The organism is Rhodococcus sp. NPDC003348 (assembly GCF_053589375.1).
In genome coordinates, this window is sequence record NZ_JBSFRT010000050.1 from 1 (window position 1) to 14,406 (window position 14,406).

The window sequence follows — 14,406 nt, forward strand, 5'->3', positions numbered from 1 at the left end:
CCCGCCGTCGCGAGTGCGACGGCGGGCCGTGTCGGTACCCGGTGGTGCGGGCTACTTGCCCTGGAACTTCGGGGCACGCTTCTCGACGAACGAGCGCGGGCCCTCCTTGGCGTCGTCGCTCGCGAACACACCTGCGCCGATCTCGGCCTCGAGCTTGAAGGCATCCTCCTCGTGCATGCCCTCGGTGACCCGGATGGTCTTGAGGATCGCCTGCACCGCGACCGGTCCGTTGGCTGCGATCCGGTCGGCGATCTCGAGCGCCTTGGTCAGCGCCGCGCCGTCCGGGACGAGGTACCCGATCAGGCCGAGGTCCTTCGCCTCGGCGGCCGGGACGGTGCGGCCGGTGAGCAGGATGTCGGCGGCGACGGTGTACGGAATCTGCCGGACCAGGCGCACCGCGGACCCGCCGAGCGGGAACAGGCCCAGCTTGGCCTCGGACACTCCGAACCGGGCGCTCTCGCCGGCGACCCGGATGTCGGTGCCCTGCAGGATCTCGGTGCCGCCGGCGATGGCCGCACCCTCGACCGCGGCGATCAGCGGCTTGGTCAGGCGCCGACCCTTGAGCAGGGCGGGGAGCTTGGTCAGGTCCCAGCCGCCGCCGGCGAACTTGTCGCCGGGGGCGTTCTTGTTCATGTCCTTGAGGTCCATGCCCGCGCAGAACGTGCCGCCGGCTCCGGTCAGGATCGCGACGCGGATCTCGGGATCGTTGTCGACCTGGTCCCAGGCCTGCGTCATGATCGCCATCATCTCCTGGGAGAGCGCGTTGCGCGCCTCGGGACGGTTCATCGTGACGATCAGGACGTGACCACGCTTCTCCACGAGGCAGGGTGCGGACTTGTCCGAAACGTCGGAAATTTCGGCTGTGGTGGAGGACACTTGTAGCTCCCGAATGCGTGTGAGTTGGGTCTCAAATTGACTCTTGCATGAAACGGTAACACGTTCTACTTTGTTGGGCGTGGCCCTTCATATCGCAGACTTTGTCGAGCACTCCATCGACCTGAACCCCGAGCGTGTGGCGCTGCTGGACAGCGACCGCGAGATCACCTACGCGCAGTTGGAGGAGCGGACCAACCGTCTGGCTCACTACCTGCAGGATCACGGCGTGAAGCCGGGCGACAAGGTGGGTATCTACAGCCGCAACACCATCGAGGCCATCGAGGCCATGGTTGCCGTGTTCAAGGCCCGCGCGGTGATGGTCAACGTGAACTACCGCTACGTCGAGAACGAGTTGCAGTACATCTTCGAGAACTCCGACATGGCCGCGCTCGTCGTCGAGCGCAGGTACGTGGACAAGGTCGCGAACGTGCTGCCGAACACGCCACTGGTCAAGTCCGTGCTCGTGGTCGAGGACGGCACCGACCTGGACTACTCGTCCTTCGGCGGCGTCGAGTACGAGCAGGCCCTGTCCGAGGGGTCGCCCGAGCGCGACTTCGGTGAGCGCAGCCCCGACGACATCTTCATGCTGTACACCGGCGGCACCACCGGCATGCCGAAGGGCGTCATGTGGCGTCACGAGGACTGGTGGCGGGTGCTCGGCGGCGGAGTCAACTTCGTCACCGGCGAACGCGTCGAGGACGAGTGGGAGCTGGCCAAGGTCGGTGCCGCGAGCCCGGCGATGGTGCGCTTCCCGATCCCGCCGATGATCCACGGCGGCTCGCAGTCCGCTGTGTTCCACAGTCTGTTCGGCGGCGGCACCCTGGTGATGCACCCCGAGTTCGACGGGCACGAGGTGTGGCAGGTCATCGACCGCCACAAGGTCAACCTCATCTTCATCACCGGTGACGCGATGGCCCGGCCGATGCTGGACGCGCTGAAGGCGGGCAACCCGGAGACCGGCGAGCCGTACGACCTCTCCAGCCTGTACGTGATGGCCTCCAGCGCGGCGCTGTTCTCGCCTGCGCTCAAGGACGAGTTCCTCGACCTGCTGCCCAACCGCTACATCACCGACTCCATCGGCTCCTCCGAGACCGGCTTCGGCGGTCTGAGCACTGTGACCAAGGGTGCCACCCACACCGGCGGCCCGCGGGTGAAGATCGACGCCGCGACCGTCGTCCTCGACGATGAGGGCAACGAGATCCAGCCCGGCTCGGGCAAGGTCGGCCTGCTCGCCCGGCACGGCCACATCCCGCTCGGCTACTACAAGGACGAGGCCAAGACCGCCGCGACCTTCAAGGTGTACAACGGCGTCCGGTACTCGATCCCCGGCGACTACGCCACCGTCGAGGAGGACGGCTCGGTCACGATGCTCGGCCGCGGCTCCGTCTCGATCAACAGTGGCGGCGAGAAGATCTACCCGGAGGAGGTCGAGGGCGCGATCAAGACGCATCCCGACGTCTTCGACTGCCTCGTCGTCGGTGTCCCGGACGAGCGTTTCGGCAACCGGGTCGCCGCGGTCGTGGCCACGCGTGACGGCGCCCGCCCGAGCCTGAACGACATCGTGGCCGCGGCCCGCAAGGAGATCGCCGGCTACAAGGTGCCGCGCAGCCTGTGGTTCGTCGACGAGATCAAGCGCTCGCCGGCAGGCAAGCCGGACTACAAGTGGGCCACCGCGCAGACCGAGTCCCGCGACGCGGACGATCACTACACGAACGGCAACGGAAACTCCTGATGCACAACGATCTTGCCGAGAAGTTCGGCATCAAGTACCCGATCTTCGCGTTCACCCCGTCCGAGCACGTGGCGGCGGCGGTGTCGCGGGCCGGCGGCCTCGGCGTGCTCGGCTGCGTCCGGTTCAACGATCCGGAGGAGCTCGAGGCCACCCTGAACTGGATGGACGAGAACACCGACGGCAAGCCGTACGGCGTCGACGTCGTGATGCCGGCCAAGGTGCCCACCGAGGGCACCGCCGTGGACCTGGACAAGCTGATCCCGGCCGAGCACCGCGCGTTCGTCAACCGCACCCTCGAGGAGCTGGGGGTGCCGCCCCTGTCCGACGACGTCGAGCACGCCACCGGGGTCCTCGGCTGGCTGCACTCGGTGGCCCGCGCGCAGCTCGACGTGGCGTTCAAGCACCGCCCCGCGTTGATCGCGAATGCGCTCGGTTCCCCGCCGAAGGACATCATCGACGAGGCGCACGAGCACGGGGTGCCGGTCGCCGCGCTGGCCGGCGCGGTCGGTCACGCCCGCAGCCACGTCGAGAACGGTGTCGACATCGTCATCGCGCAGGGCTACGAGGCCGGTGGGCACACGGGCGAGATCGCCTCGATGGTGCTGGTTCCCGAAATCGTCGACGCGGTGGGCGATTCCGCCACCGTCCTCGCGGCAGGCGGCATCGGCAGCGGCCGTCAGGTCGCCGCGGCGATGGCGCTCGGTGCACAGGGCGTGTGGATGGGCTCGTACTGGCTCACCGCCGCCGAGTACCGGCTCGGCAGCGCGGCGGACGGCACGTCCGCCACGCAGCGGGCGCTGCTGGCGGCGACGTCGAGCGACACAGTCCGGTCGCGGATCTACTCCGGCAAGCCGGCCCGGCTGCTCAAGACCAAGTGGACCGACGCCTGGTCGGCACCGGGTGCGCCCGACGCGCTGCCGATGCCGCTGCAGAACATCCTGGTCGCGGAGGCGCACCAGCGCATCGCCGCCGCCGAGAACCCGGACGTCGTCGCGATGCCCGCCGGTCAGATCGTCGGCCGGATGAACGAGATCCGCCCGGTCGCGGACACGATGGCCGATCTGGTCGCCGAGTTCGAGGCCACCGTCGCACGGCTGGACAAGCTGGGCGGCTGAACACCCGTAGGGCCACACACCGAGGGCCGGGCACGAGTATTCGTGCCCGGCCCTCGTCGTGGACACATCCGGGCGCGGCTGGGATGGTGGTTGGGGAGGCGAGCACATGGCGACGCACACTCTCGACACCGACTACCTCGTCATCGGAGCAGGCGCGGCGGGCATGGCGTTCACGGATGCGCTCACGGCGGACAGTTCCGCCCACGTCATCGTGGTGGACCGGCGGCACGCGCCGGGCGGGCACTGGCTCGACGCCTACCCGTTCGTGCGACTGCACCAGCCGTCTTCCTTCTACGGTGTGAACTCACTGCCGCTCGGTGGCGACGCCATCGACGTCACCGGCCTGAACGCGGGCATGTACGAGCGGGCGACCGGCCCCGAGATCTGCGGCTACTACGACCGGGTGATGCACTCGCACCTGGTGCCGTCCGGCGCGGTCCGCTACCACCCGCTGTGCGAGTACGACGGCGACCACGGATTCGTCTCGCGCGCGACGGGGGATCGGTACGAGGTCACCGTCCGCGCAGCGGTGGTCGACGCCAGGTACCTGTCGCCGTCCGTACCGGCAACGACTCCGCCGCCCTTCGACGTCGCACCCGGTGTTCGCTGCATCCCGGTGGGCGAGCTCGTGTCGGTGCAGGCACCACCCGGCCGGTACGTGATCGTCGGCGCGGGAAAGACCGCGATCGACGCGTGCGTGTGGCTGCTCGGAGTCGGCGTCGCGCCGGAGCTGATCCGGTGGGTCAAGCCACGCGAATCCTGGTTCGTGAACCGGTATTTCGTGCAGAACGGCGATCTGGTCGGGCGCATCGTCGACGGAGGGGCACGGCAGATGCAGGCCGCGGCGAACGCGACGTCGCTGGGGGAGTTGTTCACCGGGCTCGAGGAGCATGGGTTCCTCCTGCGCGTCGACCGGACGGTGACGCCGACGATGCTCAAGATGGCGACGACCAGCACCGCCGAGGTCGACGAGCTTCGCCGGATCGAGGAGGTCGTTCGGCTCGGTCACGTGCGCCGCGTCGACTCGCACGCCATCGAACTCGACGAGGGCACCGTCCCCGCCGATCCCGACGACCTGTACGTGCACTGCGCTGCCGCGGGCCTGAATCGGGCTCCGGCCCTACCGATCTTCGAGCCGGGCCGGATAACGTTGCAGCCGGTCCGTCCCGGACTGATCCCGTTCAATGCGGCGCTCGTCGGCTACGTCGAGGCGTCGGGTCGAGAGGTCGCGGAGAAGAACCGCCTCTGCCCGACGAACCGACTGCCCGACGTCCCGCTCGACTGGGTGCGAGGCAAGCTCACCGAGATGGCGGCCGAGCGGTCCTGGTCGAAGGAGCCGGATGTCGTGGACTGGCTGGAACGGTCCCGCCTCAACCATCAACGCGGCGTGCGAGGGCGCCGCGACGAACCCGAGATTCGGGATGCCCTGGCGCGCTACACCGACTGCGTGCGACCGGGGGTGGCGAGGCTGATGGAGCTGCTGTCCGGCGCGGTCGGCGACGGTGACGACACGGAACGTCCGCTCACAGCTCCGTGAGGTGCCCAGCGTCCCGGGCGGCCTGCCGGACCTCTTCGTCTGGCTTGGAAATTCCGTTCGTGGCGGTGACCGGGTTCCTCGAGACGTCGGGCATCACCCACAGCGACGACCCTCGGTCCCGATCAGCGGTCGAGTTCGGCGTCCAGTGCGGCCGCGAGGTCGGGGGTGACGGGGACGAAGGTGGTCGTGCCGGCTGCCCGGAACCAGGTGGGGTCGGACGAGTTCCAACGCTGTGCACTCAGGGACCGGCCCAGCACCTTGTACGTCGCGGTCTTCGGCAGGTCGTCGGTGACCCGCACGAAGCTCGGCAGCTGCTTCGGTCCGAGATCGCCTTGCTTGGCGAGGAATTCGGCGAACTCGTCGATGTCGAACCCGTCCGAGGCGACGACGGCCACCGCCACCCGGTCACCGACCTGCGGGTCGGGCACCGCGTACGCCGCGACCTCGACCACCCGCGGGTGCCGGGCGAGGATGTTCTCGATCGGTGCGGTGCCGAGGTTCTCGCCGTCCACCCGCATCCAGCCGGAGCTGCGGCCGGCGAAGTACACGTAGCCGTCGCCGTCGACGTACGCGAGGTCACCACTCCAGTACTGGCCGTCGCGGACCCGCTCGGCCTCGGCTTCGGGATTCTTGTAGTACCCGGCGAAGCTGCCGGTGCCGGTGGTGTTGACCAGCTCACCGGTGGCCTTGTCGGCGTTGGTGATGTGCCCTGCCGAATCGAATTCGGCTACCGGGCAGGGGGTTCCGGTTTCCGGATCGAGCACGGCGATACCCTCCGGCAGTGGGCCGAGGGCGCCGGGCGGGGTGCCGGGCAGCCGGGAGATCAGGACGCCGCCCTCGGTCGACCCGAACCCGTCGACGACCCGGACGTCGAACCGGCGGCCGAACTCGGCGATCGCCGACGGCGAGCCCTCGTTGCCATACACGATCTTCAGTGGATTGTCGGCGTCGTCGGACCGTTCGGGGGTGGCCAGCACATAGGCGAGCGGCTTGCCGACGTAGTGCGCGAACGTGGCTCCGAACCGGCGCACGTCGGGGAGGAATCCTGACGCCGAGAACTTGCGCCGCAGTGCGAAGTTCCCGCCCGCGGCGAGGGCGATCGCCCAGCACGCCATGACGGCGCCGGAGTGGAACAGCGGCATCGACGCATAGGTGGTGTCGGCGGAGGTCAGGCCGAAGCGCTGCGAGAGCATCACGCCCGGTCCGGCAACCATCTTGTGCGTCACGCGGACGGCCTTCGGGTTACCGCTCGTGCCGGAGGTGAAGATCAGCATGAACAGGTCGTCCAGTCCCGGCGTCACGTCCGGCACCGGGCTGCCGCGGTGTGCGGCGAGCAGGGCGTCCCACTCGGGGGTGTCCACGAGGAGCAGCCGGACATCCCCGAGGTCGAGGCCGTCGAGCAGCCGGGCCTTCTCGGAGTCCGTCACCACGACCTGACAGTCCGACCGGGCGATGTCCCCGGCCAGCGCGGCGCCGCGACGGGTCGGGTTCAGCCCGGCCAGCACGGTGCCACCGATCGCGGTGGCCCCGAGCAGGAGCGGAAACTCGGGGACGTTGTCCAGCAGCACCCCCACGTGCGGGGGTGCCGCGGGATCCAACAGCGATGCCAGGGCCGCGGCCGTGTCGACGCACTCGCCGACGTGCTTCGACCAGGGAATCACTGTGTCCTCGAACAGGATTCCGTTCTCCTGGTCGTCCCGGAGGCGCTGCAGCAGATCGGACACCGTGGGCGCGGGGTTGCTCATGTCCGCAGTGTAGGCAGCGGGAGGGCGGGCGACCAGGTGCCTGTCGCAGCCAGTGGGATCGCAACTCACGTGCTGCAGGTGCTCCCGGTCGGCCCGCCGGCGAACTGCTGGTCGAGCCACTGCAGGCCCTGCGCGGCGGAGGGGAGGAGCCCGACGGCGTGGCCGGTGGCGGTCTTCGGGAACAGCGGCGGCAGGTCGTAGCGCTGGTAGTCCACGTCAGCGCCTCCGGCGCACCACTTGGCAACCATTGTGTCGACGCCCGACCTGAGAACCAGGTCGTCGCTCACGTTCGAGCTGACGAAAACCGGAATCGTGGGTGTGATGTTGCCGAGTTCCTGTTGCTTCACGATCGAGGCCCAGGGCTCCTCCGACAGGTGCTCGGCGATGGGCCGGTCGTCACGGGTGTACCGGTTCGTGGGAAGGAACGGATTCAACATCGGGAAGTCGAACACGCACGAGCTCGCGGCACGGGCGAGGACGGCGCGGCCTTCGTCATCGAACACGGCCAGCATCGCGTCGGCGTGCTCGGGATGGGCGGCGGCGAAGCCGTTGACCACCCAGCCGATTCCGCCCGACAGCGTCGACCCGTCCCCGGCGACCGCGAGATCGGCCAGCGACGCCGGTGGGGCGCCGGCGACCGCGCCGACCACAGGGAGTTCCGGCGCGTAGCCGTCCTTCAGCTCCGCGGCGGCGGCGGAACTCATGCCGCCCTGGGAGTACCCCCAGAACCCGAAGCGGGTGCCCTCGTCGATGCCGTGGTCGGTCAACTGCTGTGCGGCACGGGCCAGATCGAGCATGGCACGGCCCTGCGATTCCCTGTTGAGGTACGTGTGCACGCCGGGCGTGCCGAGACCCTCGTAGTCGGTGACCGCCACGGCATAGCCACGAGTGAGCAGCGGGACGATGTGGAGGTACTCGTACTCCTGTCCGAAGGTCATCAGTTTCGACGGAGCGCACTGATCGCCTTGGCCCTGGGTGCCGGGGCCGAGCACGACCGTCGGCCGCGGGCCGTCACCGGACCAGGGGGCGGTCGGAACCAGCACGGTCCCGACGACGGCGACGGGTGTCCCCGCCGCCCCCACGCTGCGGTACATCACGCGGGTGACGGTCGCGTCGATCACGGCCGGCGTACCGGGAACGACGGCCGCCACGGACGGTTCGACGCGCAGGACGTCTCCCGGCTCGCCTGCCGGCAGTGGGTTCGGCGGGTCATAGAGGTCGGTGTGGGTTCCGGGGTCTTCACGGGGTGCGGCGGCGGCCGGAGGTCCGAACGTCAGGGCGGCCGCGGCGACGGCAGCCACCGCCGCGGTGATCCTGCGGCCGTTCACCGTTCGTCCGCGCGGGTGTCGAGGCATTCGACTGCTCCTGTCCTCATCGCCCGAGCGCGGCTTCGAGGGCCGCAGGATCGTCGGGTAGTGCGAAGTGCGAGATGCAGTGGTCCAGAACGATCAGCGTGACGCCCTCCACGGCGACGGGCGGCGCCAGCTCGTCGCAGTGCGTGGCGATGTCCGTGTAGTGCACGCCCGGGGTCGGGACGCCGATGCGATGGAGGTCCCGGAGCAGATCGGAACCGCGGATCAGCTCGCGGCAGCCGGCGCAGAGCGGGTCGACGACGGGCTTCTCCAGCCCGAGCACGAGGTCGTACGTGCCGAGCGCGCGACTCGCATCCTCGGCGGCGGCCAGCCCGCCCATCTCGGTACCGTTCCAGAGCGGCCCGAGAGTGGTGAGTGACCGGATCGCGGCCGCCCCGTACTTCTGCAGATAGCGCTGCACCACAAGAGAACCCGCGCCGTGGGCGATCACGTCGTACGGTCCGTCTCCGGTGCGGGTGACGGTCCGGGCCAGGTCGTCGGCGCCCGCGTCGGCTCCGCGCAACCCCGCGACGGGCAGCGGCACGTCCGTGTCCTCCGGTGCGCCCCACGTCACGGGAACCGCGCACCTGCCGTGATCACGGAGCCGATCCGCGGCGGTGTGCCAGGACGCGGCGTCCCGGCCGATGTCGTGAACGAGCAGCACGCATGGCGCGGCGCCCGCCGGGGTGGCTGCCGCCGGGACGCCGGACATCGCCGCCCCGAGTGTCACCGTCGCCAACAGTGCATGCATTGCACGGATCGACCCGATCACGGCACTCCTCCCGACGCCTCCATACCGAACCGAATGGTATGGGCGCGCGGTCGAATCGACCGGCGAATCGACGAGAACGCCCGCGCTGCTCCGAGCGGCGCGGGCGTTCTCGTCGATGTGGCTCAGGCCGGAACGTCCGCCAGGGCCTGTCCCAGTCGACGGAGCTGCTCGGTCGCGGAGCCGAGCGCGAACTCGTTGTGCTTGGCGGCCAGGAAGTAACGGTGCACCGGGTGATCCCGGTCGAGGCCGACTCCGCCGTGCACGTGGATCACCGTGTGCGAGACGCGGTGACCGGCGTCCGCGGCCCAGAACTTCGCGGTCCGGATCTCCGCCTCGGCCGGCAGGTTCTCGCTGAGCCTCCACGCCGCCTGCCACAGCGTCGATCGCACGCCCTTGACGTCGATGAACGCATCGGCGAGGCGCTGCGCGACGGCCTGGAAGCTGCCGATCGGCCGGTCGAACTGCACCCGCTCGCGGGCGTACTCGGCGACCAGTTCGAGCGCGCGCTCGAGGGTGCCGAGCTGCTGGGCGGCCAGCCCGACCGCGGCGCGGTCGAGGATCCAGCCCACGACCTCGGAGCCGCGCTCGACGCCGCCGAGCACCTGGCTGGTGACGACACCGGACAGGTCGACGATCGACTCGGCGCTGTAGTCGGTGGTGGACTGCCGGTCGATCTGCACGCCCGCCGCGGACGGGTCGACGACGAACACCGCGACCCCCTCGGGGGTTGTGGCGGGCACGAGGATCGCGTCCGCGAACGCGGCCGCGGGGACGGTGATCTTGGTGCCGGTGATCGCCCAGCCGTCGCCACTGCGATCGGCACGGGTGACCGGCTGTGCCGGGTCGTAGTTCAGTTCCTCGGCGAGCGCGACGGTCAGCAACGCGGTGCCCTCGCCGGCCCGCCGGGCCAGATCCCGCTGGCCCTCGTCGCCGAACTCGGCGAGCGCGGAGGCGGCGAGCACGATCGAGCTGAGGTAGGGCACGGGGGAGAGGGGGCGACCGATCTCACGCAGCACTGTGCACTGCTCGAGGATGCCGAATCCGCCGCCGCCCACCGACTCCGGAAGGGCCGCCGCGAGCACGCCGGCGTCGGCGAGGGCCTGCCAGAGCTTGTCGTCGAAGCGGTCCTCGGCGGCGTCAAGCTCGCGCAGGCGGTCGTTGGTGGTGAGCTTCTCGGCGATGCTCCGGGTGAGTTTTTCGAGGTCGTGCTGGGCCTCGGTAGGTGTGAAGTCCACGATGATTCCTTCGGGTGCTGTCGTGGGGATGGGGGCGGGTCAGCGCTTGGCCGGTGGCTGTCCCAGCGCGGTCATGGCGAGGATGTCGCGCTGCACCTCGTTGGTGCCGCCGCCGAAGGTGAGGATCAGCGAGGAGCGGTGCATTCGCTCGACCCGGCCCCGCAGGACCGAGCCCTTCGAGTCCTGGCGCAGGTACGCCAGCGGCCCGAGGACCTCCATCAGCATCCGGTACGCCTCGGTGGCGAACTCGGTGCCGAAGACCTTGCACGCGGACGCATCGCCCTTGCTCGGGGCATCCACGGAGGACACCTCCCAGTTCAGGAGCTTGAGGTACTCGACCTTGGCGTGCACCCGGGCGAGGTTGATCTGCACCCACTCCTGGTCGATGACGCGACGGCCGTCGGCCAGCTTGGTGTTCTGCGCCCACTCGATGGTGTCGCGCAGCGCGCCCTGGATCGGGGCGGCCGAGACCAGCGCGACCCGCTCGTGGTTGAGCTGGTTGGTCATCAGACCCCAGCCGCCGTTCTCCTCGCCGACCAGTGCGGACGAGGGGACCCGGACGTCCTGGTAGTAGGTGGCGCTGGTGTCCGGGCCCGCCATCGTGTGCACCGGGGTGTAGGAGAAGCCCTCGGCGGTGGTCGGGACGATCAGCATGCTGATGCCCTTGTGCTTCTTGGCGTTCGGGTCGGTCCGGACGGCGAGCCACACGTAGTCGGCGTAGGCGATCAGCGAGGTCCACATCTTCTGGCCGTTGATGATGTAGTCGTCGCCGTCCTTGACCGCCGTGGTGCGCAGGCTGGCGAGGTCGGTACCCGCGCCGGGCTCGGAGTAGCCGATCGAGAAGTGCAGCTCGCCCGACGAGATCTTGGGCAGGAAGAACTTTTTCTGCTCCTCGGAGCCGTAGTGCATGATCGTCGGCGCGACGGAGTTGATCGTGAGGAACGGCACCGGGGCGCCGGCGATGGATGCCTCGTCGGTGAAGATCAGCTGGTCGATCGGCGACCGCTCCTGTCCGCCGTACTCCTTCGGCCATCCCAGGGTGAGCCACCCGTCGCGGCCCATCTCGCGGACGACGTCCCGGTAGACGGTGCCGGAGCCGTACTCGCCGGTCTGGGCGGCCAGTGCTTCGCGGCGTTCGGGAGTGATCAGCTTCGCGAAGTACGCACGCAGCTCCTCCCGCAGCTTCTGCTGCTCCGCGGTGTAGGTGATGTGCATCTATCCCTCTCCGGTCTGACACAGGTTCTAGTGGTTGATATCCGAGGCCGGCGCGTTCTGATGACGCGGTCGGCGCCGGCGGGTCTTTTGGCCCGTCACGGCGGGTTTTCCGCATCATTGCACAGGAGTGGAACGGGTTCTAGTCTAATGGTGGATATGACCGGGGACACAGCCCGCGGTTCACGGTTGCAGGCATTCGAATCCCATCAGAGAAGAGGTTCATCAATGGAGGTCAAGGTTGATTTCGACCGGTGTGAGGCCAACGGGGTGTGCGTCGGTATCGCGCCCGACGTCTTCGATCTGGACGACGACGAGAACCTGATCGTCACGCAGCCCGTCGGCGACGATCCGGAGACTGTCGCGCTGATGGAGGAAGCGGTCTCCCAGTGCCCGCGAGCGGCTCTCAAGCTCGAGCTCTGATCATCGAACCTTGCCGCAAACGAGAACACGTTCTAAGGTGACTGCCGTCACGTATGGGGCGGGTGCTCGAGGACGGCCTCGCCGCCGGTTCCGCATCGATTCACGAAGGCAGTGGTGAGATTGGCTAGTCGCGAGGTAGCTCTGGACGGCAAGGTTGCGATCGTCACCGGTGGGGCCTCGGGTCTCGGCAAGGCCGAGGCCCTCGGCCTCGTCCGGGCCGGCGCGAATGTCGTCGTGAACGACCTCGCCGCCGGCGAGCAGGCGGACGCGCTGCTCGACGAGATCCAGGCCCTCGGGGGCAAGGGGGTGTTCGTCCCCGGCGACATCGGCGAGCGCGCCACCGCAGACGCCCTGATGGCGGCCGCCCAGGAACTGGGTGGCGTCGACATCGTCGTCAACAACGCGGGCATCGTCCGCGACAAGATGCTGTTCTCCATGTCCGACGAGGAATGGGACCTGGTGCTCAAGGTCCACCTGCGCGGACACTTCCTGCTGTGCCGCAACGCGGCGGTGCACTGGCGCGCCGCGTCCAAGGCCGCAGGCGCCCCGGTCTACGGCCGGCTCATCAACACCTCGTCCGAGGCGGGGTTGCTCGGCCCGGCCGGGCAGCCCAACTACGGGGCGGCGAAGGCCGGAATCACCGCGCTGACGCTGTCCGCTGCACGCGGACTCGAGCGGTACGGCGTCCGCGCCAACGCCATCTGCCCCCGCGCCCGGACCGCGATGACCGAGAACGTCTTCGGTGACGCCCCGGAAGGTGATGTCGACCCGCTCTCGCCCGAGCACGTCGTCAACCTCGTCTCCTACCTGGCCTCGCCTGCCGCCGAGGCGATCAACGGCCAGGTGTTCATCGTGTACGGCCCGATGGTCGCCCTGATGGCCGCTCCCGTCGTGGAGCAGAAGTTCGATGCGCCGGGTGCCGAGTGGAGCCCGGAGGGCCTGGCCGAGTCGCTCGGAGACTACTTCGACGGCCGTGACCCGGGCCGGATGTTTGCTGCGACCGAGGCCGTCAAGTCGCTCGGCTGACGTATCGCGTCGCGCCGGACCACTGGTACGGCCATTTCGTTCGCGGTTAAAAGTACTCTGAGGGTTTCCGCATTGTGCGGTGTGACCGGCGCTGATATGTCGCAATTGACGCAGTCTCGACCCCGGTGTGCGCACGTGTCCGACGGACGCATGCGCGGCCGGGGTCGAGGGAGCTGCTGTCCGGCGGCGTGAGCTCGGAGTTTGCGGCGGGTGGGGCGGTGCCGTCAGGCGCTCGCCCGCCGTTGTTGTTCTGGGTCGGCGTGTCGGACGCCGGCCGTCCCACCCGGTGAAAGGTGAAGGCAGGCAACGTGAGTCGTTCGAGGATGCGTCGGAGAGTGGCCAATGCGGCCGCCGTGCTCGGTCTCGTGAATGTCGACGACCGACCCTTCGCGGGTGTGGAGGATTCGATGAACACGCATTCGTCCGCGAACCGGTCCCGCCTGGCTGGATCTGCTCTGACCAGCGGTAATGGTCTGGGCGGAGGGCAACTTTGACACGTGAACGTGTTCTATTTAGTATGACCTGGATCACAGACTCCGGGGGGAATCTACACGTCTCTCCGAACCTCGCGTGCGCGAACCGCGGCACGCGTCCGACTTCTGACGAGGAGGAGCGATGAACGACCTCCTTGCCGTGCCGTTGCGGGCCGTCGGCGGCTTCTTCCAGATGTCCGCGCAGGTGTTTCGCGCCATGGTCCAGCGCCCGTTCCAAGGGCGCGAGTTCGTCGACCAGGCCTGGTTCGTCGCGCGGGTATCGATGGTGCCGACCGTGCTCGTCGCAATTCCCTTCACCGTTCTGGTGAGCTTCACCCTCAACATCCTGCTGCGCGAGATCGGCGCCGCCGACCTGTCGGGCGCCGGCGCTGCCCTGGGCGCGGTCACGCAGGTCGGGCCGATGGTGACGGTGCTGATCGTCGCGGGCGCAGGCGCGACCGCGATCTGCGCGGACCTCGCGGCGAGAACGATCCGCGAGGAGATCGACGCGATGCGGGTACTCGGCATCGACCCGATCCAGCGGCTGGTGGTGCCGCGCGTGCTCGCGTCGACCGTGATCGCGCTCCTGCTCAACGGACTGGTCAGCACCATCGGCATCGTCGGCGGCTTCGCGTTCTCGGTGCTGCTGCAGGACGTCAATCCCGGCGCCTTCGTCAACGGCATCACGCTGCTCACCGGTTTCGGGGAGCTGATGATCTCGCAGCTCAAGGCCGGACTTTTCGGCATGATCGCCGGCCTGGTGGCGTGCTACCTCGGCCTCAACGTGAAGGGTGGTGCCAAGAGCGTGGGTGACGCCGTGAACCAGACCGTCGTCTTCGCCTTCATGGCCCTGTTCGTCGTCAACGTCCTGGTGACCGCCGTCGGCATCAAGATGACGGCGGGGTGAG

12 protein-coding genes are annotated in these 14,406 nt (G+C 68.9%); 6 read left to right on the top strand and 6 right to left on the bottom strand.

Annotated elements, in window-relative coordinates; translation table 11 throughout:
• Positions 1-51: 51 nt before the first annotated feature.
• Positions 52-876, bottom strand: a complete 825-nt coding sequence (locus ACWDU4_RS24590) for a crotonase/enoyl-CoA hydratase family protein (RefSeq protein ID WP_450116559.1) — start codon at positions 874-876, stop codon at positions 52-54.
• A gap of 79 nt (positions 877-955) precedes the next feature.
• On the opposite strand from ACWDU4_RS24590, the gene ACWDU4_RS24595 reads away from it, so the two are divergent.
• The 3 genes from ACWDU4_RS24595 (at position 956) to ACWDU4_RS24605 (ending at position 5,260) form a co-directional block, all read left to right on the top strand.
• Complete coding sequence (locus ACWDU4_RS24595; protein ID WP_450116560.1) at positions 956-2,608, top strand: acyl-CoA synthetase; 1,653 nt, start codon at positions 956-958, stop codon at positions 2,606-2,608.
• A complete protein-coding gene (locus tag ACWDU4_RS24600; RefSeq protein ID WP_450116561.1) occupies positions 2,608-3,723 on the top strand; it encodes an NAD(P)H-dependent flavin oxidoreductase in 1,116 nt (371 codons plus the stop codon). The genes ACWDU4_RS24595 and ACWDU4_RS24600 overlap by 1 nt, the downstream gene beginning before the upstream one ends.
• A 106-nt stretch (positions 3,724-3,829) precedes the next feature.
• On the top strand, positions 3,830-5,260 hold the full coding sequence (locus ACWDU4_RS24605; protein ID WP_450116562.1) for an NAD(P)-binding protein: 1,431 nt from the start codon (positions 3,830-3,832) through the stop codon (positions 5,258-5,260).
• Between the two features lie 122 nt (positions 5,261-5,382).
• On the opposite strand, the gene ACWDU4_RS24610 is transcribed toward ACWDU4_RS24605, so the two are convergent.
• From ACWDU4_RS24610 to ACWDU4_RS24630, 5 genes are all read right to left on the bottom strand, one after another.
• Positions 5,383-7,005, bottom strand: coding sequence for a long-chain-fatty-acid--CoA ligase (locus tag ACWDU4_RS24610; RefSeq protein WP_450116563.1), 1,623 nt, complete (start codon positions 7,003-7,005; stop codon positions 5,383-5,385).
• 65 nt (positions 7,006-7,070) lie between these two features.
• Positions 7,071-8,360: a lipase family protein gene (locus ACWDU4_RS24615; RefSeq protein WP_450116564.1), complete on the bottom strand. Its 1,290-nt coding sequence runs from the start codon at positions 8,358-8,360 to the stop codon at positions 7,071-7,073.
• 16 nt (positions 8,361-8,376) lie between these two features.
• Entirely contained in the window at positions 8,377-9,108 is a 732-nt protein-coding gene (locus ACWDU4_RS24620) for an esterase/lipase family protein (RefSeq protein ID WP_450116565.1), read from the bottom strand.
• A 143-nt stretch (positions 9,109-9,251) separates the two neighbouring features.
• Entirely contained in the window at positions 9,252-10,364 is a 1,113-nt protein-coding gene (locus tag ACWDU4_RS24625; RefSeq protein ID WP_450116566.1) for an acyl-CoA dehydrogenase family protein, read from the bottom strand.
• 39 nt (positions 10,365-10,403) lie between these two features.
• Complete coding sequence (locus ACWDU4_RS24630; protein WP_450116567.1) at positions 10,404-11,579, bottom strand: acyl-CoA dehydrogenase family protein; 1,176 nt, start codon at positions 11,577-11,579, stop codon at positions 10,404-10,406.
• Positions 11,580-11,804: 225 nt separating this feature from the next.
• Here ACWDU4_RS24630 and ACWDU4_RS24635 point away from each other — a divergent pair, with 225 nt between their 5' ends.
• From ACWDU4_RS24635 to ACWDU4_RS24645, 3 genes are all read left to right on the top strand, one after another.
• On the top strand, positions 11,805-11,999 hold the full coding sequence (locus ACWDU4_RS24635) for a ferredoxin (protein ID WP_450116568.1): 195 nt from the start codon (positions 11,805-11,807) through the stop codon (positions 11,997-11,999).
• Positions 12,000-12,119: 120 nt separating this feature from the next.
• The gene (locus tag ACWDU4_RS24640; protein WP_450116600.1) at positions 12,120-13,025 is read left to right on the top strand and encodes a 3-oxoacyl-ACP reductase; all 906 of its coding nucleotides are present in this window, start codon (positions 12,120-12,122) and stop codon (positions 13,023-13,025) included.
• A gap of 615 nt (positions 13,026-13,640) precedes the next feature.
• A complete protein-coding gene (locus ACWDU4_RS24645; protein ID WP_450116569.1) occupies positions 13,641-14,405 on the top strand; it encodes an MlaE family ABC transporter permease in 765 nt (254 codons plus the stop codon).
• The last annotated feature ends 1 nt before the right edge of the window (position 14,406 follow it).